The organism is Nostoc sp. UHCC 0302 (assembly GCF_038096175.1).
In the GTDB taxonomy this organism is placed as follows: Bacteria; Cyanobacteriota; Cyanobacteriia; order Cyanobacteriales; family Nostocaceae; genus UHCC-0302.
Map to the genome: position 1 here is coordinate 3,652,790 of NZ_CP151099.1, position 18,290 is coordinate 3,671,079.

The window sequence follows — 18,290 nt, forward strand, 5'->3', positions numbered from 1 at the left end:
CATCGCTCCCTCTTTAATTTCTATAGTTTTACTCACTGGGGTTGCAATTTATTACAAAAATCTGAGAAAATGAAAAGAATATGAGAACAACCTAGCAAGAAACTACTGCCTGTGAAAACTGACTCTGCACCTTTAGGCATTTCTGGCATATCTCACACAGAGATAGACCTAGAAATGGAAGACAGCACAAACTCTAACTTGACTACTGCGACACTTATAGAGGCAGTTCAGCCTGTAGTTGCCGATAGTCAAAAAAACCAGCAATCACCGGCGGTAGTTTTTGGTACAACTTTTATAACCATATTCTTAGCAGAAATTGGAGACAAGACTCAGTTATCCACTTTATTAATGAGTGCAGAATCTCATTCACCGTGGGTAGTATTTATAGGATCTGCGGCTGCACTGATAACCACTAGTTTATTAGGTGTACTTTTAGGTAGTTGGATAGCCAACCGCTTTAGTCCAAAAACAGTAGAAAAATCAGCAGGCGTAATGTTGTTGTTAATTTCCCTGATGATGTTTTGGGATGTATTTCATGGGTAGGCAGTGGGCAGTTGACAGTGGGCAGGAGGAATTAATATTTCTTCTCCTTGTCCCCCTTGTTCCCCACTCCACCACTCTCCCCTCAAGTTCACCACATCAGGTTAATTAATCATGGACTGGCATCTTTTAGGACTGAGCTTTATTACAGTTTTTCTATCCGAATTGGGCGACAAAAGTCAGCTAGCGGCGATCGCACTTTCAGGGCGTTCTCTGTCTCCTCGTGCTGTATTCTTTGGTGCAGCAGGCGCACTATTGTTGACAAGTTTTTTGGGAGCATTAGCAGGAGGTGCAGTAGCAGAATTATTACCTACACGCTTATTGAAAGCGATCGCTGCTGTAGGATTTGCCATTCTCGCTGCACGCCTGTTGTTATTTAATAATGAAACCTCGCCAGATTCTGAAGAAACACTATAAACTACAAATAATTGGACGTTAACCTAATCTAGAACTGGAATCCAACAGCTAAATCAGCGCGTTAATATCAATTCTCTATAAGCTTGCACTTAAATAATTACTCCTTCTTCCTTTGTGTCCTTCTCTGCGTTCGCGCAGCGTGTCGCAGACAGACCAAGGCGTAGCTTGCTTCTCCGTAGGAGTATGCGCCCTTCTCCCTACAGCCCTTCTCCTAAAGGAGACCAAGGCGAACGGGCATCCTACGGCAGGCGCTAGCCTCTCCCTTTGGGAGAAGGGGAGACGCTAACGCGAATGCGGTAGCCTGTGGCAAGCCCTCCGGGTGACGCTTTCTGCGAAAGCTCCGCTAACAACAGTTCCCTACGGCGGGAAACCCGCCTACAGGACTGTTTCACCGCTGCGCGTCTACGTTTAAAAATATTAAGTGCTTCATCATAGCAAATTGGTATAAGTACGATTCTTACCGTTGATTATTATAATTTCCGCCTCCGTCTATCCTTGATATCATCCTTAAAAATAATAGGTCAGCTAGCACAAACGAATCACCGATTAAATCCATAAATATCTACAACTAAACCTTATACTTCACCTCTACCGTTCTCCGGCTGCTGTTCTAGCAAGTACTCCCAAACACGTCGGGATTGAATTTGCAATAGCTTTTCCATCAATTTGAGAGAAGTGATTGCGCGAACGCGAGTGCGTATCCGAAGAACTTAGCTTACTGCTTAGGGACTTCCTGTTTAGAAAACATCCCATCCCTGCGGGACGCTCCGCGAACGTAGGGGCGCAAGGCCTTGCGTCCCTACAAATGTACAAATAATTTTGGATAATTTATTTTTTGTAAGTCCCTTATGTGTTAGATGGTTGCATAGCATCTTGTAACTTTACTCTGCTTTGCAGACTATGATAAATTTGCTGAAACTGTTACTATCAATGTACAAAACTGATATGTAGGTTTGTAAATGTTGTGAAAATTCTGCTGATAGAGGACGATACTCCAACGGCAGCAATGCTTTATGAAGTTCTCACGGCTCAGTATTACACGGTTGAGCTAGCAGCAGATGGTCAAAATGGATTGGCATTAGCAACATCATGCAACTTTGACTTAATCTTGTTGGATTTGCTGATTCCCAAGCTTGACGGGATTAACCTTTGCCGTCAACTTCGCGCTCAGGGAGTCCAAAAACCGATTCTTTTACTCACTGCCAAAGATCAGAGTGCTGATGTAGTCAAGGGATTAGATGCCGGTGCAGACGACTATGTTACCAAACCCTACGATATATCTGAGTTGCTAGCACGGATTCGAGCATTACTGCGTCGAGGACAGACTGAGTTAGCACCTGCTGTATTGATGTGGGAGAATCTTTGCGTCAATCCTGTATCGGCTCAAGTAACTTACGAAGGAAAACTTATATCTTTAACGCCCAAGGAATATGGACTATTGGGACTGTTCCTACGTCATCCGCGGCGTGTCTTTAGCCGCAGTGAAATCATTGATCGCCTTTGGTCAATTGATACTACACCTAGCGAAGGAACTGTCACCAATTTAATTAAAGACCTGCGGCAAAAATTAAAGGCGGCGGGAATGTCCGCTGATCTACTGGAGACAGTCTATGGCTTAGGCTATCGACTTAAGACTCCACCTAAAACTACCGAAACAAAAACTGTGTTGTCTGGTGAACAGCGCGGGGAGAGACACAAACTTGCAGAAGTGGAGAAAGAAAAACGTCAAACAGCTCTTGCTTCAGTCAACAAAGTAATAGAACGCTACAAAGATACCTTTGCCCAGCGGGTGATTTTATTTGAGCAAGTAGAACAAGCTTTGCAGTTAGGGGAATTGCAGCCCGAACTCCGGCAACGTGCTAACGATGAAGCACACAAGCTAGCAGGGACGTTAGGATCTTTTGGCTACGAAACAGGATCGCAGTTAGCACAAGCGATTGAACATCTCTTAATGGGCGACAAGCCTTTAGGGTCAAAGGAAGGCTCCCAACTCTCAAAACTCGTCACCCAACTCAAAGAGACACTCAGCAAACCTACTACGCCAGTAACTACTGGACAACTGGAGAAGCTCAATCATATTCCTCTCGTGCTGGTGATCAATGATGAATCTTTTAGCAATCAACTGAAAGCGGAAGCAGCGAGTTGGGGAGTACAAATTGAAGTAGCTGCCAATTGGGCGATCGCTCAACAAAAAATTTCTCAATCTCCTCAAGCTGTTTTGCTCAATTTCAATGGGCAAGAACCGATTGAAAACGGCTTAACCTTGGTGCAAAAACTCAAGGAGCAGCTTCCCAACGCTCCCATTTTAGTGATAGCTGAGCAAGACAATCTTAGAGAGCGGGTTGCTGCTGCTCGTTTGGGAGTGCAGCGATATCTGCATAAGCCAGTCGCTATTACTGAAGTATTTGAGGCTCTAACTCAAGTCCTGCCTCAATCTCAAGTCCCCCAAGCCAAAGTAATGGTATTAGACGATGATCCGGTAGCACTGGAGCTATTGAGCAATCTGCTGCGTCCTTGGGGACTGAGGGTAAAAACCTTGCAAGATTCTCAAAAATTTTGGGAAATGCTAGTTGTTACAAAGCCTGACCTACTGGTAATAGATTTGGAAATGCCAACATACAGTGGTATCGATTTGTGCCACGTGGTACGTCAAGATCCCAAATGGGGAAATTTGCCAATTCTGGTAGTGACTGCTCATACAGATTTAGAATCGATTCAGCAGGTATTTGCGGCAGGAGCTGATGATTTTATCGGCAAGCCCGTAGTGGGGCCAGAGTTAGTAACCCGTGTGATCAGCCGCATAGATCGCTCCCGCTTACAGCAGGAACTAAAAACTCTGGGGCGGAGGATTGGCAGCTGATTTCCTATATTTATTCAGCTGATGGATGAAGCGATCGCCTTCCTCTTAGCACAACACCTTCATCTCCACGCTACTTGATTATGATTACCATCCCAGGCTACCAATTTCTTACCCCAATCTACGAAAGTGCTAATTCTTTAGTGTATCGAGGTATCCGAGAGTCAGGTAATCAACCCGTTATTCTCAAAGTTCTCAAAGAGGACTATCCTACACCTTCTGAATTGACTCGATATAAGCAAGAATATGAAATCACTCGCAATCTAAATATAGATGGAGTGGTTAAAGCTTATGGGTTAGAACCTATAGAGAGAACTCTAGCAATCATCCTTGAGGATTTTGGTGCAACATCGTTAAATCTATTGAAGAAGACAGGAGGAGGCAGGTGGTCGCACCTCGACTGCGCTCGGCGGTCGCCGAGCGTAGCCGAGCGTAGTCGAGGTGAAGCAGGAGGTAGTTTTGGCATCTACCCAATTTTTTCATTACCAGAATTTCTCCAGCTAGCCATCAAGATAGCTGAGATTTTGGCTGCGATTCACACTGCAAATGTCATCCATAAAGATATTAATCCCTCCAATATCGTCCTGAACCCAGTAACAGGACAACTAAAAATCATTGACTTTGGCATTTCCACTCTCATTACCCGCTCTAATCCAACTCTGAAAAATCCTAATGTTTTAGAAGGCACTTTAGCCTATATATCACCGGAGCAGACGGGACGAATGAACCGAAGTCTTGATTACCGCACGGACTTTTACTCTCTCGGTGTTACCTTCTATGAACTGCTAACGGGAAAACTACCCTTTGAAACGAACGATGCCCTAGAGTTAGTGCATTGTCATATCGCCCAACGCCCTATTTCACCCCATCAACTTGTAGAGGCGGAAGACGTTACAAGCATTCCCAAGGCAATTTCAGATATTGTGATGAAATTGATGGAGAAAACAGCAGAAGAACGATACCAAAGCGCTTGGGGATTAAAAGCTGATTTAGAAGAGTGCCTTTACCAATTACAGACAACTGGGAACATTGAACCGTTTCCCCTCGGTTCTACTGATATTTCCGACAAGTTTCAAATTCCTCAAAAACTCTATGGACGTGAAGCAGAAGTTAAAACTTTACTGGCAGCCTTTGAGCGAGTAGCAGGGGGAAAAGGAGAGGAAAACCTGCAATTATCAGTCCCCAAATCTCAAATCGAGATGATGTTGGTGAGGGGTTATTCTGGCGTCGGAAAATCAGCCCTAGTACAAGAGATTTATAAGCCCCTGACTGAAAAACGCGGTTATTTCCTAACTGGTAAATTTGACCAGTTTAAGCGCAATATTCCTTATTCTGCCATTGTGAGCGCCTTCGGCGGATTGGTACAGCAATTATTGACTGAAACTGAAGCGCAACTTGAGCAATGGCGAGAAAAACTTCGATGTGCTTTGGGTTCTAATGCTCAACTAATTATTGATGTGATTCCGGAAGTAGAACTGATTGTTGGCAAACAGCCACCTATACCTGAGTTAGGCGCTGCTGAGTCGCAAAATCGCTTTCATCTCGTTTTCCAAAACTTTATCCGGACATTTTGTCTAAAAGAGCATCCTTTAGTCATCTTTTTGGATGATTTGCAGTGGGCAGACTCCGCCAGCCTCAAGTTGATAGAGCTAATGATGACAGATGCAGAAACACAATATCTGTTTCTAATTGGAGCCTATCGAGATAATGAAGTCAGCTCCACTCATCCATTAATGATGACTCTTGATAGATTGCTTAATTTTAAAGTAACTGTCAATTTTATTACCTTAGCTCCTTTACAAGGTGAGTCTATCAATCAGTTAATTGCTGCTACATTACACGCAGACATGGCCTCAGTTAGCCACTTGGCAGAGCTTGTGGTGCGTAAAACTGAGGGCAATCCTTTCTTTGTTAATCAATTTTTGAGAACACTGCATACCGACAATCTCCTTACCTTTAATTTTGAATTCAATGCTTGGCAATGGAACTTAGCTCAGATTCAGGCAATGAATATCACTGATAATGTGGTGGAGTTGATGATTCATCAACTAAAAAAATTGCCAGAATCTACACAATATATTTTACGTTTAGCAGCTTGTGTTGGTGCAGAGTTTGACTTAAAAACTGTCTCTATCATTTGTAAAAAATCTCCTAATGAAGTTTTTTCTTCTCTAGTGATGGCAGTTCAGCCTGGGTTAATTTTATCTATATCTGAATTAGATGAAAATCTATTAGTTCAAAATTATAAATTTCTGCATGACCGAGTACAACAAGCAGCTTATGCTTTAATAGATGATGAGCAAAAACCAATCATACATCTAGAAATCGGTCGTCTACTATTACAAAACATCTCATTTGATGTCTTGTCCAATGAAGTATTTGAAATTGTTGATCATCTCAATCTTGGGGTTGAATTAGTAACTCATCAACAAGAACAAAATGAAATAGCCAAACTCAATCTAATAGCGGGTAAGAAAGCCAAAGCAGCAACGGCTTATAGCGCAGCAGTTGAGTATTTGAATATAGGGCTAAAACTCTTAAGTGCAGATAGTTGGCAGAGTGAGTATGACCTTACCTTAGCTTTGTACGAAGAAGCAGCAGAAGCGACATACCTCAATGGGGATTTTATCACGATGGAGCAATTGGCTCTAGTCGTGTTAAACAATGCCAAAACAGTACTACACAAAGTCAAAGTTTATGATGTTAAAATTCAAGCCTCTGTGTCACAGAGCAACTTGAAAGAAGCAGTTAAGATTGGGCTGCAAGTGTTGAATCTGTTAGGGGTGATATTACCAGAAGAACCCAGCCAGTTAGATGTTAAAAAAGGGCTGGAGGAAACGGCTTCGCTTTTAGCTGAGCAAGAAATCGAGGGTTTAATTGACCTGCCAAAGATGTCTGAACCGGAAAAGCTAGCAGCAATGCTTGTTCTATCGAGTATAGCATCGGCTTCGTTTATAACTACTCCTAATCTTTTCTTGCTAATTGCATTATCAAAAATTAATTTATCTATCAAATATGGTAATACAGAATTATCTGCATTTGCTTATAGTCAATACACAGTAGTTCTGTGTGGAATACTCCAAGACATTGAGTCAGCTTATAAGTTTGGCAAACTATCTTTAAGTTTGGGAGAACGATTAAATGCTCAGAAAGTCAAAGCTAAAATAGGCTTGGGTTTTGGCGCTCACACAATGCACTGGAAAGAGCATTTCAAGGAAACAATATCAGTTTTGATTGAGGGCTATCAAAGCGGAGTTGAAATCGGCGATTTTGAATATGCTGGCTATTGCGCTTGTTATGTATGTGAACATTTGTATTTTATCGGTCAGGAACTTACGCAGCTAGAACAACAGATAGCATCTTATAGTAAAGCGATCGCTCGCATTAAACAAGAAGCATCTTTTAATTGGACGGCAATCTTTCAACAGGCAGTTCTCAATTTATTGGGTAAAGCTGAAAATCCTATCCGTTTATTTGGTGATGCTTACAACGAAGAGCAAAACCTGTCATTTGCTATTAAAACCAATAACAGAATAGAACTATTATTTTTTTACTTAAATAAACTAATATTATGCTATTTATTTGGTGATACTCAGCAAGCAGTTCAAAATGCAGTACTCGCTAAACCCTATCTAGAAGGATTAGCGACAATGCTAGTTAATGGCTTACTGCATTTCTATGATTCTTTGGCACATTTGAGCGCGTTTTTTGAGGCTTCAGACTCAGAAAAAGAAACTTGGCTCAATTGGGTGAATGCAAATCAAGAAAAAATGCAAAAATGGGCGTATCATGCCCCAATGAATTATCTGCATAAGTTTTATTTAGTCGAGGCAGAAAAAGCACGAGTTTTAGGTAAATTTTTTGAAGCCGAGGAGTTTTACGAACAAGCAATACAAGGAGCCAGAGAAAACGAATATATTCAGGAAGAAGCTTTAGCTTATGAGTTGGCTGCCAAGTTTTATTTAGCGCGTGGCAGGTTAAAGTTTGCCCAAACTTATATGCAAGAAGCTCATTACACTTACATACGCTGGGGAGCAATAGCAAAGGTCAAGAATTTAGAACAATGCTATCCCCAATTTTTTACCAAAACGGCTTTAAGCCAAGGCATTAAACCTTACACCTCCAATGCAATTTTCATCACCGACTCAAAAACATCTAATGAACTCGATTTGAGTAGTGTTCTCAAAGCCTCACAAATCCTGTCGGGTGAAATTGTGCTAACTACCTTGTTAGAAAAGATGATGAAAATTGTCTTAGAGAATGCAGGCGCACAGAAAGGTTATCTCATTTTGAAATCACAGCTTGAGCCAGAAAATCAAAATGGGCAATGGGTAATTGAGGCATCAGGAACAGTTGATAATAATGAGTTTAAAATTTTACCATCAATTCCAATTGAAACAGTTGGTGGTAGCAGTGATAGTCCTATTCTGTGCGATGCGATCGCTAATTACGTTATCCGTACTCAAGAAAGAGTTGTATTGAATGATGCTTATGGTGAAGGCACTTTCACTCGTACTCCTTACATTGTTAAACAGCAACCCAAATCAATTTTGTGTACGCCTCTGCTCAATCAAGGCAAACTGGTAGGTATTTTGTACCTGGAAAATAATCTTACAACTGGGGCTTTTACCCCAGATAGATTAGAAGTTTTGGAACTGTTATCGTCACAAGCCGCAATTTCGATTGAAAATGCCAAGCTTTATACCGAAGTGCGTGAAAGTGAGAGGAGATTGGCTCAATTTCTGGAGGCGATACCCATAGGCATCGGAGTGCTGGATGCTCAAGGTAGACCATACTATGCCAACAGAACAGCTGTGGAGTTGTTGGGTAAAGAAGTCGAGCCGTCAGCTACAGCCGAACAATTAGGAGAAGTATATCAAGTTTACGTCGCGGGAACATCTCAAAAATACCCCAGCGAACAACTACCAATCGTGCGAGCGTTGCGGGGTGAGCAGGCGATCGCAGATGATATAGAAATCCACCAAGGAGATAGGATTATTCCCGTCGAAGGTCGAGGAACACCCGTCTTTGACGAAAAGGGTAATGTTGCTTATGCGATTACGACAATTCAAGACATCACAGAACGCAAACAAGCCCAGCAGATTTTAACTAACTACAATCGTACTTTAGAAAAGCAAGTTGCCGAAAGGACAGCTGCTTTACAAGAGAGTGAAGCTAGTTTAAAAGCAGCTCAACGAGTTGCCCATGTTGGCAGTTGGGAATTTGATGTCATTACACAGAAAATTACTTGGTCGGAAGAACAATTTCGCATTTTTGGTCTTGACTCAACTCAAAGCGAACCAACTTATGAACAACACATCCAACAGATTCATCCAGATGACCGAGCATCAGTGCAAGAGAGCTACGCGCAAACAATCAAGACTGGCAGAAGCGAGGAATTAGATTTTCGGATTATACGCCCGAATGGGGAAGTTCGATATGTTTCTCGAAGATGCGAGGCTGTCGTCAACGAGCAAGGGCAGATAATTAAATTCTTCGGAACAATACTTGATATTACGGAGCGCAAACTTGCAGAATTAGAACTGCAAGAGCAAAAAGACTTGCGCGAGACTATTTACAACGAATCTGCTGATGCCCTGTTTTTAGTCGATCCTGAAACATTGCTGATCTCTGACTGCAACCATCGAGCAGTAGAACTATTTGAAGCGAACAGTAAAGCCGAACTGCTTGGTATCCAGGGTCAGAGGCTTCAAGTTCGGTCGTTTAGCTTGGAGGAACTAAGCGAAATCACTGCTCAAATACAGCAAAAAGGCTTCTGGAGTCAGGAAATTGAATATGTTACCCGAAAAGGAAATCTTTTCTGGGGCAACTTAGCTGCTAAACGCGTTGCGATCGCGAATCAACCCTTCGACCTAGTGCGGATAACAGATATTACTGAGCGCAAATACATAGAAGAAGCTCTGCGGCAAAGCGAAGCTCGCTTCCAAAAAATCGCAGCAGCTTCACCTGCACAAATTTACATCCTGGCTTATTACCCAGATACAGGTGAAATGCAATATGAATATATCAGTTCAGGAGTTCGAGAGATTCAAGAATTAGAACCGGAAAAAGTCTCAACGGATGCCCTACTTACTTATAACCAAGTGCATCCTGATGACCGCGCGCTTTACAATCAAATAACTACCCAAAGTCTCAGAACGCTAGAACCCTTTGCTCACGAATGGCGGATTATCACTCCCTCTGGCAAGATGAAATGGGTACGCGCTAATTCCCGCCCAGAACGTCGCCAGAATGGTGAGATTGCTTGGTATGGAGTGCTACTAGATATTACTGATCTCAAACAAGCCGAGGTCGCTCTACGCGAGAGTGAAGAGCGGTTTCGTCATGCGTTTCATGATGCCCCCATTGGCATGGCGCTACTGGGATTAGACAATCGCTGGCTGCAAATCAATCCGGTGCTAGGTGAAATGCTTGCCTACTCTGAATCTAAATTACTAACCCTAAGCGCATCACAGCTAGTTCACCCAGAAGATGTTAATCAATTTCACCACTGCATTGAGCAAGTTTTCACCAATGAAAATCGTAATGCTCAAATTGAGTTACGTTACTTGTGCAACGGAGGACGCATTGCTTGGGGACTAACGAGCCTATCGCTGGTACGAGATTTCCACAATCAGCCTTTGTACTACGTCGTCCAGATCCAAGACATCACCGAACAGCACGCTATTGAGCAACTGAAAAATGAATTCGTTTCCATCGTCAGCCATGAACTTCGCACCCCGCTGACAGCTATCCGAGGATTTTTAGGACTGCTTAATACAGGTATCTACGACAACAAACCCGAAAAAGCCAAACGGATGCTCCAGCAAGCTTTAACAAATAGCGATCGCCTTGTGCGTCTGGTTAATGACATCTTGGACTTAGAACGCTTGTCTTCGGGACGAGTACAGCTTGTTAGGGAAATCTGCAATGCAGAAGATTTAATGCAACGAGCGGTTGAAGGGGTACAGTCAATTGCTCTTGGAGCCGCGATTACACTTTCCATGACTCCCACCACCGCTTGCGTATGGGCTTCTAGCGACTTAATTATCCAAACCCTGACCAACTTGTTAAGCAATGCTATCAAGTTCTCTCCTCCTCACTCAGTTATTACTTTATCTGCTAAGCTTCAGTCCGACTCAGTTCTGTTTCAAGTCAAAGACCAAGGTAGAGGTATTCCTGCCGACAAACTAGAAACAATATTTGAACGTTTTCAACAGGTTGATATCTCTGATGCTCGCGCCAAAGGAGGAACAGGCCTTGGTTTGGCGATTTGTCGACGTATCATCCAACAGCATGATGGTAGTATTTGGGCAGAGAGTAGACTTGGTGAAGGCAGCACGTTTTATTTTTCGTTGCCAATTTCCCCAGGTGAATCATGACTAAACGCATTCTTGTAATTGATGATGAAGAATCGCTACGAGAGCTTGCCTGCACTTGTTTAGAGGATTTGGGAAGGTGGGAAGCGATCGCTGCCAAATCGGGTCATGAAGGACTGCTAAAAGCTCAGGAGTATTCTTTTGATGCGATTCTCCTGGATGTATCAATGCCTGACATGAATGGTTTTCAATTTTACGACCAGCTCAAAGCCAACTCAACAACTCAAATGATTCCGGTCATTTTATTAACTGCAAAAGTGTTACCAGATGATCGCAAGCGCTTTGCTCAAATGAATGTAGCCGGAATCATTACAAAACCCTTTGATCCTACCCTGATTTGCGAACAAATAGCCCAAATACTTGCTTGGAGTGATTAGTGCTGAGCTACACTGGGGCTTTTAATTTTAACTGCTGCTAAGCAGTTAAGGAAGAAATATGGACAGACGTTCATGGCTGGAGTCACCAAAGTAAAAATAGAAGAGTCAGCCGAGGAATTGCATGAGCTGCTAAGAAAACAAAAAACAGCATTAGGTAAAAAATGGATTCAAGCATTGTACTTATTGAAAATAGGGCAGGTAAAGACAATACAAGATTTGGCTGTGATGTTGGGAAAAGGAAGCGCGACAGTACAAAGGTGGTTAAAGGCTTATATCTTTTATCTTTACAACACCATTATTCAAGCTCAGAACTCAAAACTTCGAGATCGGAACATGAAACTTTGAGTTCAGAACATGAAACTTCAAGATTGGAACACGGAACTTCGAGATCGGAACACGGAATTTTGAGATCGGAACATGGAACTTCGAGATCGGAACACGAAACTTTGAGTTCAGAACATGAAACTTCGAGATTAGAACTCAGAACTTCGAGATTAGAACTCGGAACTTCGAGATCAGAACTCGGAATTTGAAGTTTATGCGATACTACCTGCGGTAAGCTTCTCTACGAGACGCTGCGCTTTAGTTACTTCTAAACACTGTTTACACCAAGATCAAGCTTCGTCGTATAGCCCCTGATCTCTATAGAAAGTAGCATTACCAACGAATACCCAAGTTAAATCTTCATCGCTAACGTATTGAAGAAGATTCTTAGCTACTTCAGCAAGATGAAGTATAGCAGGGAAAACGATGGTGATTAACTTATAAGTAGGTCTTTCAAGAATATGCTTGGCAACTGCTACTATTACTCGGCAAAGCGATCGCTTAAGTTCCTCTGCCTGTTCTAAACCTGTAAGCTTATATTGGAAAAGAATTTGCGTTCCTCATTTGGGAATTGCTGGAAGCAAACGAGACAGAGGGAGATGAGGGGGATGAGGGGAAATAATAATCTTGTAGAGACGCGATTAATCGCGTCTCTACCAATGCCCCATGCCCCATGACCCACATCACTGCTTCGGTAATTGTGGGTGTGCAGCCGAGTATTTTGCTACTATGCCAGAAATTTCTGGGTTGTAAAGTCTCAGATAATTCCAGTAGTTACCAAATACTTGCCGGACGTAATTTTTAGTTTCATCAAAGGGAATTTCTTCAACAAATTCATCTGGATCTTCTTTAGTCAGCGTTTGCAACCATTTAGAAACGTTGCCGGGGCCTGCATTGTAACTGGCGATCGCTAACAAGGAATTATTGTTATATTGCTGATGGGTATGATCCAAATACCAAGTACCCAACATAATGTTGTCGTTGGGATTTTCTAGGTTAACTGTTTTAAAGTCCACCTTGATTTGTGGGGCAATCCATTTAGCTGTACTTGGTAATACCTGCATTAAGCCAGTCGCATTGGCAACAGATTTGATTTTGGTCTCAAACCGCGACTCTTGACGTATCAAGGCAGTGACTAATAAAGGATTGAGTTGACGTTCTGTAGACCACTTTTCAATCTCTTGGATATAGGGAAATGGATAACGGGCTTGCCAGTAAGTGATCTGTTTACTCAAAGCCTGATATTGGGCAAGTTCAGCTGGTGTTTCCCGGTCTTCCAATTTGGAAATGTCATCAATTCCTGAGATATTTTCTCCCCTTGCCAGTTGCATCAAGCCTTCGGTAAATTGCTCTGTGACTGTTGGCTGTAATTTATTCTGAAACTCTGTCTGCCATTGCAACCAAGCATCACGATCTTGCCCTAGCAAATATAACTCTTTGAAAGTATCAGAACCCGCAGGAGGAACGGGACGCTGGGGTGCAACTATTTCCGGTTTGAGTTGGCGAACGTCATTAAAGTTACCAACGTTTAGCCCCAATATGGACGCGGCTCGCCATGCATAGTATGAGTAAGGAAATTGGCTAATCACATACTCATAAGCAGTTTTAGCCTCTTGTTGTTTGCCGAGTGCGGTTGCCCATTTACCTACCCAAAAGCCTGCTCTAGGAGCCAAAATACTGTTAGGATTACTGGTAACAATTGGTTCTGCCCATTGCCATGCACCGATGTAATCTTTGGCTTTGGCTTTATCTTGGGCAATTTGCCAGCGATACTCTGCGGCTTCATCAGACTTGCCATACTTGGTTATAAGTAATTGCCAAGTGTCGGTAGCTGACTTTTGATCCTTGAGAGATTGGAGAATTTTGGCTTTTTGTGCCAGTGCAGCACCAGCTTGATCAGGAAATTTAGCGATCGCTTGGTCGAGATAAGGTAAAGCGTCTTTACTTGTTTTCGCCATTTCTGCCAACCGCAGTAAGGCAGTTCCAGTTTCTTTAGCAGTTGGAAATTGCTGCACTAGTAGTTTATAGCTGCCGATCGCCAGATCCCGGTCTTTACCCCCTACTTGTAACCCCCGTGCAGTGCGGTAGAGGTTGCGGGGTGTTTTAGGTGCTTTGGCATAAGCAGGCGCAGCTTTGCGAAATTGATTGTTTTCCCAGTAAGCTGTACCAATGAGTTCCCAGTCTGCTGGTTTGAGGTTAGGCTGTTTAACTAGCTGATCTAACACGCCTACGATTCCTGGTTGGTCATAGGCATACTTTGCCAAAACTAACTGTAAATTTGGCTGATTGGGATTCTCTTGCAACCGTTTGCGGATAATTTCCCACGTTAGCGGATTGGAGGGAAATTGAGCGATCGCGATGTCTTGTTGCTTTGGTTGTGCAATTAGATAAAGGGCTTTAACTGCTGCTGCTTCTTTGGGATAAAGTTTCAGCACTTTTTGCCTTAAATCCGACGCTTTCCCATCCTCGCCCTGGATATCTTGTGCTTGCGCTTGTTTGAGCAAAATGTAGGGCGCAAGCACAGGATAATCTTTCTCTAGTCCTTCTAGTAAAACCAGGGCTTTTTTGGCTTGGGTTCTTTCAATGTAATCACTCGCCAAAAGATAACGGGCCCGCGCCCGATCTGGCGAACGTGATCCTTGGGCGATCGCTGCTAGTTTTGCCGCCCGCTCTGGCAGGGATTGTGATATCAGTGGAAACACAGCTGAGCCAGCTTTGTTTACCTCAGATTTCTGGTCAGTCTGATTCTTCCCTAGTGTGAGCCATTGCCCCAAGGTTTTTCCAATCTCAGGTGCTGAAACCATTGCCCCAGCTAAAAAGGCAAACAGTGCTGCACCAGCAATTAAAGAAATTTGTTTTTTTTGTAGTTTCTTCAGCATGAATACTCGCTGAAAATTTCGGATGAATTTCCTGAAACTCTAGCATTCCTAGCCATCAGTGTTGTAGATTTTTAATTTTAGATTTTTAATTCTATGTAGAAAAAATCTAATTTTCAATCCCACTGTTGCCAGTGCAAAGCTTATAGCACATCCTTTATTCAATTACATCTATCCTGGGTATAAAATAAAAAATTTTCTATTGCAGATATTTATTAAAACACTTTATGTAATAAGATGCACATAAAAATAAAAAGCCTAAGTGGAGGAAGTCTCCGCTCAGGACTTCGAAGACGACGTTCACAGGTTAATATTTTTGCTACGCTCAATCTCTAGGTTTTTTGCCAAAAAATGCATTGTCTTTGAGTTTCAGAAATTTTTGTAGCAATTTTTAGTAAATTGTCATTACTCAAAGAAGTTTGGCAATAAAAGGGATGTTTTGGTCGCCTAGAAGTGTAATCAAAAAATATTGTAAATCTGTCTGAATCTATTGGTATTTTTCCCCGATGGAAGATGTTAGCAGTATCAGCAATGATTACTGTACCAGAAGCTCCTATACAAGACTTCCAATTTAAGGGTGATATAACTGTTTGCATAGCTTTGTCTTGAATATATTCATAGTTATATTTTAAAGAGTTAAATATCTTTGAAGAAAAATATTTAGGAATATATTGAAAGGGGCCATTCTGCTCATTTACATTATTTAAATAAACAATAACTTTTAGTACTTTTCTATCTTCCTTATCTAAATGCCATAACCTTGATTTTCGTTGAACTTGATTGACAATATCTCGCCGATAATAAGAACCATGATAGGCTATCGGTAAACCAATGTAATTTTCTATAATATTTAGTAAATTTTGTTGCAGTCCCCAGAGGAAAATTTCTATATGCTCCATCATTTGCTCAGATGTAGCATGAATAATAAATTCATTTTTATTTACGGAAATTATCTGGGAAATTTCTGGCATTAAAATTTTAGCTTCTTGGTACATTTGTGGTGTAGAAGGAATTGAAAGCGCTGCTAATGAAGTTATGACAATTCCTTGATTTTGTAAAGCTTCAATTAACTTTAAGTCATTTTTCGAGATAATAGGTAGATGATCAATATGTTGATCGATTGCTGCTTGATAAGCAAGGTCAGATGTCTTACTTAATAATGGGAGTCGATAGAGATTTTCTAAGATTCGATTACGAACCTTTGTAATAATTTTATTCATTTTCTCTATAAGAGACTTCAGTATATAAATCCATATTTTGATTATATTATTTTTGATTTATTATTTTCATAATTAGATATGATATATCTTTAGGAGTTTAATACCTTTTTTTTGAAAGCAATTAATTAGATATTTCAAAAGGATTAATTTCCTAAAACTAATTTGCAAGTTTATATGTATACTTAGTTGCTGTGGAGTATATAGATAAGTACATATAGGAATCTGATTCTATTCCTGAAACACTTGTAGAGACAGAGAACAGGTAAAAAGGAATAAAACTGTACTGAATTTTTTCAAAAATAAAATATGAGTCCTATATAATTTATGGATATTCATTTGTCTTTATAGGTTTGAAATAAAGAACCATAATTTTTATAAAAACTTTATAATGGGTTACTCTAAATTATAAAATCTGCATAAAAACAGATTGTAATAAGCAATTAGTCTATATATATTTCAACGGTAATATTATTATCTAGTAATCCCTCTTTTGTCACTCTCGGAAAACAATAATCGAAGCTTAATTCTAAAACTTTGATTTGATAACGCTTTAAGCTTTTATTTTCTAACAGTAACTAGAGTTTGTAGCTAAAATCTGAAAATTAAAGCTCCGAAAAGCTTTCAGCGGTTGGCTTCTCCCAAAGTGACAAAAGAGAGATAAGGCGAGTTCTTGTTTGTTTGAAAAATATTAAATAACCCACTTAAACTAAAAATGAATCAAACCTTTTTTCTATGGCTGATTTTTAATAATATGTCATTTTAAAATCTTTGCAACATAATGAAGTTAATGTAGAGATGTACATCTCCACCTACACCTACTACAGCAGATTGCAAGTTAGTGAAGTACAAAAATACCCCTCCCTAACCCTCACGCCACTTGCTCCCCTTTCCAAGGGGAGGGAACTAGATTGGCAATTTTCCCCCAATACATCGGGGGTATTAAAGGGGGTAAAGGATGTACTCCATTTAGATACAAAACGCTGTATGTATGTCTCATTTTTTTTAAATTGGTATTACTTTTAACGTTTTGCTAATTCTGGAGTACGTCCCTTCAAACCAATCATTAATTTGAGCATAAACACCTTTAATACAGGTACTCTCTTCAAGAACCATAAACCTAAGCGACGCACGACTACCGCAGGGAAGAAATTATTAGAAAACATCCGATCTAATAAATCGGTGAAACCTAAAATCGTTAGGTTTTCTAGCTTACGCCAGCGTTCATAGCCTTTAAGAATCTGAATATTGCCTATATCTTTACCTGCTGTGTGTGCTGCTTGTAGTACTTGCGCCAAAGCAGCTGCATCCCGAATACCCAGATTTAAACCTTGTCCACCAACAGGATGGCAATTGTGTGCTGCGTCCCCAATTAACGCTAGTCTGGGGAGTACATAGCGATCGCTTTGCATCAACTGCACCTGGAAAATAAAGCGATCGCCTAACAATTCCAACTTACCCATTTGATTACCATACCGACGAGTTAATTCTTGTAAAAATTGCTCGTCATCTAAAGCACATAAAGCTTTTGCTTCATCATGCGGTGCTGTCCAGACAATACGGCAACGGTTCTCCGGTAGAGGTAAAATCGCAAACGGCCCACTTTGCCAAAATCTTTCGTAAGCAGTATTGTTGTGCGATTTCTCTGGTTTAACAAATGCAACAATGCAAGATTGCCAATATTTCCAGCCTTGAGTTTTGATACCAGCAGCTTGACGAATTGGCGATCGCGCCCCATCTGCTGCTACAAGTAATTTACTGTGAACTGTTTGTATCTGGTCAGCAATTTTAATCTCTATTGCTACTATGTCCTCTTGGTACTCCGTCTTTACTACCTCAGCCGGACAGAGATAAGTCACATTGGCACAATCTTGGACAAATTCCTGCAAAGGTAGTAAAAGCGCTTGGTGTTCTGCCACATAGCCCAACTCTGGTGTACCTAAATCTGCTGTTTCAAATTCCACCACATCGGGATAATTAGCATCAGAAAGACGAATACGGCAATATTTAGCGATTTGCGGTAATATTTTGTCCCAAACACCAATTCCCTGATAAATTAGCGCCGAAAGCATATGAATTGCATAAGCTTGCCCTTTTGCTACTGCGGTTGATGCCACTTTTGCCTCAATCAGCAGTACACTCAAGCCAGAATCTTTTAAAGCCGCGGCTAGGGTTAACCCAATAATTCCACCGCCGACAATTACCAAATCATATTTATATCCCTGCACCTCTTGCGGTGTCTGTTGCGGGGAAAATGTTTGATTAAACTGCGTTAGCGTCATTGTTAAGATAAATTACGGCAT

The 18,290-nt window shown here is 41.3% G+C and carries 9 protein-coding genes; 6 read left to right on the forward strand and 3 right to left on the reverse strand.

The window, feature by feature from the left end:
* Positions 1-111: 111 nt before the first annotated feature.
* From WKK05_RS15860 to WKK05_RS15885, 6 genes are all read left to right on the forward strand, one after another.
* On the forward strand, positions 112-543 hold the full coding sequence (locus tag WKK05_RS15860) for a TMEM165/GDT1 family protein (protein WP_341530567.1): 432 nt from the start codon (positions 112-114) through the stop codon (positions 541-543).
* Positions 544-654: 111 nt separating this feature from the next.
* Positions 655-957, forward strand: coding sequence for a TMEM165/GDT1 family protein (locus WKK05_RS15865; RefSeq protein WP_341530568.1), 303 nt, complete (start codon positions 655-657; stop codon positions 955-957).
* A 964-nt stretch (positions 958-1,921) separates the two neighbouring features.
* Positions 1,922-3,817 (forward strand): response regulator, encoded by a 1,896-nt coding sequence (locus WKK05_RS15870; protein ID WP_341530569.1) that lies wholly within the window; start codon positions 1,922-1,924, stop codon positions 3,815-3,817.
* Between the two features lie 80 nt (positions 3,818-3,897).
* The gene (locus tag WKK05_RS15875; RefSeq protein WP_341530570.1) at positions 3,898-11,196 is read left to right on the forward strand and encodes a PAS domain S-box protein; all 7,299 of its coding nucleotides are present in this window, start codon (positions 3,898-3,900) and stop codon (positions 11,194-11,196) included.
* The gene (locus tag WKK05_RS15880) at positions 11,193-11,570 is read left to right on the forward strand and encodes a response regulator (RefSeq protein WP_341530571.1); all 378 of its coding nucleotides are present in this window, start codon (positions 11,193-11,195) and stop codon (positions 11,568-11,570) included. Before WKK05_RS15875 ends, WKK05_RS15880 begins: the two co-directional genes overlap by 4 nt.
* Before the next feature lie 72 nt (positions 11,571-11,642).
* A complete protein-coding gene (locus tag WKK05_RS15885) occupies positions 11,643-11,915 on the forward strand; it encodes a hypothetical protein (RefSeq protein ID WP_341530572.1) in 273 nt (90 codons plus the stop codon).
* Positions 11,916-12,577: 662 nt separating this feature from the next.
* On the opposite strand, the gene WKK05_RS15890 is transcribed toward WKK05_RS15885, so the two are convergent.
* The 3 genes from WKK05_RS15890 to WKK05_RS15900 all read right to left on the reverse strand — a co-directional run bounded on the left by WKK05_RS15890 (position 12,578) and on the right by WKK05_RS15900 (position 18,269).
* Positions 12,578-14,773, reverse strand: coding sequence for a transglycosylase SLT domain-containing protein (locus WKK05_RS15890; RefSeq protein WP_341530573.1), 2,196 nt, complete (start codon positions 14,771-14,773; stop codon positions 12,578-12,580).
* A gap of 329 nt (positions 14,774-15,102) precedes the next feature.
* Positions 15,103-15,990: a 2OG-Fe(II) oxygenase gene (locus tag WKK05_RS15895; RefSeq protein WP_341530574.1), complete on the reverse strand. Its 888-nt coding sequence runs from the start codon at positions 15,988-15,990 to the stop codon at positions 15,103-15,105.
* A 1,019-nt stretch (positions 15,991-17,009) separates the two neighbouring features.
* Complete coding sequence (locus tag WKK05_RS15900; RefSeq protein WP_341530575.1) at positions 17,010-18,269, reverse strand: FAD-dependent hydroxylase; 1,260 nt, start codon at positions 18,267-18,269, stop codon at positions 17,010-17,012.
* Positions 18,270-18,290 lie beyond the last annotated feature (21 nt).

Excerpts from the sequence above, each read along its gene's own strand:
- WKK05_RS15890 (WP_341530573.1), bottom strand. The coding sequence starts at position 14,773 with ATGCTGAAGAAACTACAAAAAAAACAAATTTCTTTAATTGCTGGTGCA.
- WKK05_RS15885 (WP_341530572.1), top strand. The coding sequence starts at position 11,643 with ATGGCTGGAGTCACCAAAGTAAAAATAGAAGAGTCAGCCGAGGAATTG.
- WKK05_RS15880 (WP_341530571.1), top strand. The coding sequence starts at position 11,193 with ATGACTAAACGCATTCTTGTAATTGATGATGAAGAATCGCTACGAGAG.
- WKK05_RS15895 (WP_341530574.1), bottom strand. The coding sequence starts at position 15,990 with ATGAATAAAATTATTACAAAGGTTCGTAATCGAATCTTAGAAAATCTC.
- WKK05_RS15900 (WP_341530575.1), bottom strand. The coding sequence starts at position 18,269 with ATGACGCTAACGCAGTTTAATCAAACATTTTCCCCGCAACAGACACCG.
- WKK05_RS15875 (WP_341530570.1), top strand. The coding sequence starts at position 3,898 with ATGATTACCATCCCAGGCTACCAATTTCTTACCCCAATCTACGAAAGT.
- WKK05_RS15865 (WP_341530568.1), top strand. The coding sequence starts at position 655 with ATGGACTGGCATCTTTTAGGACTGAGCTTTATTACAGTTTTTCTATCC.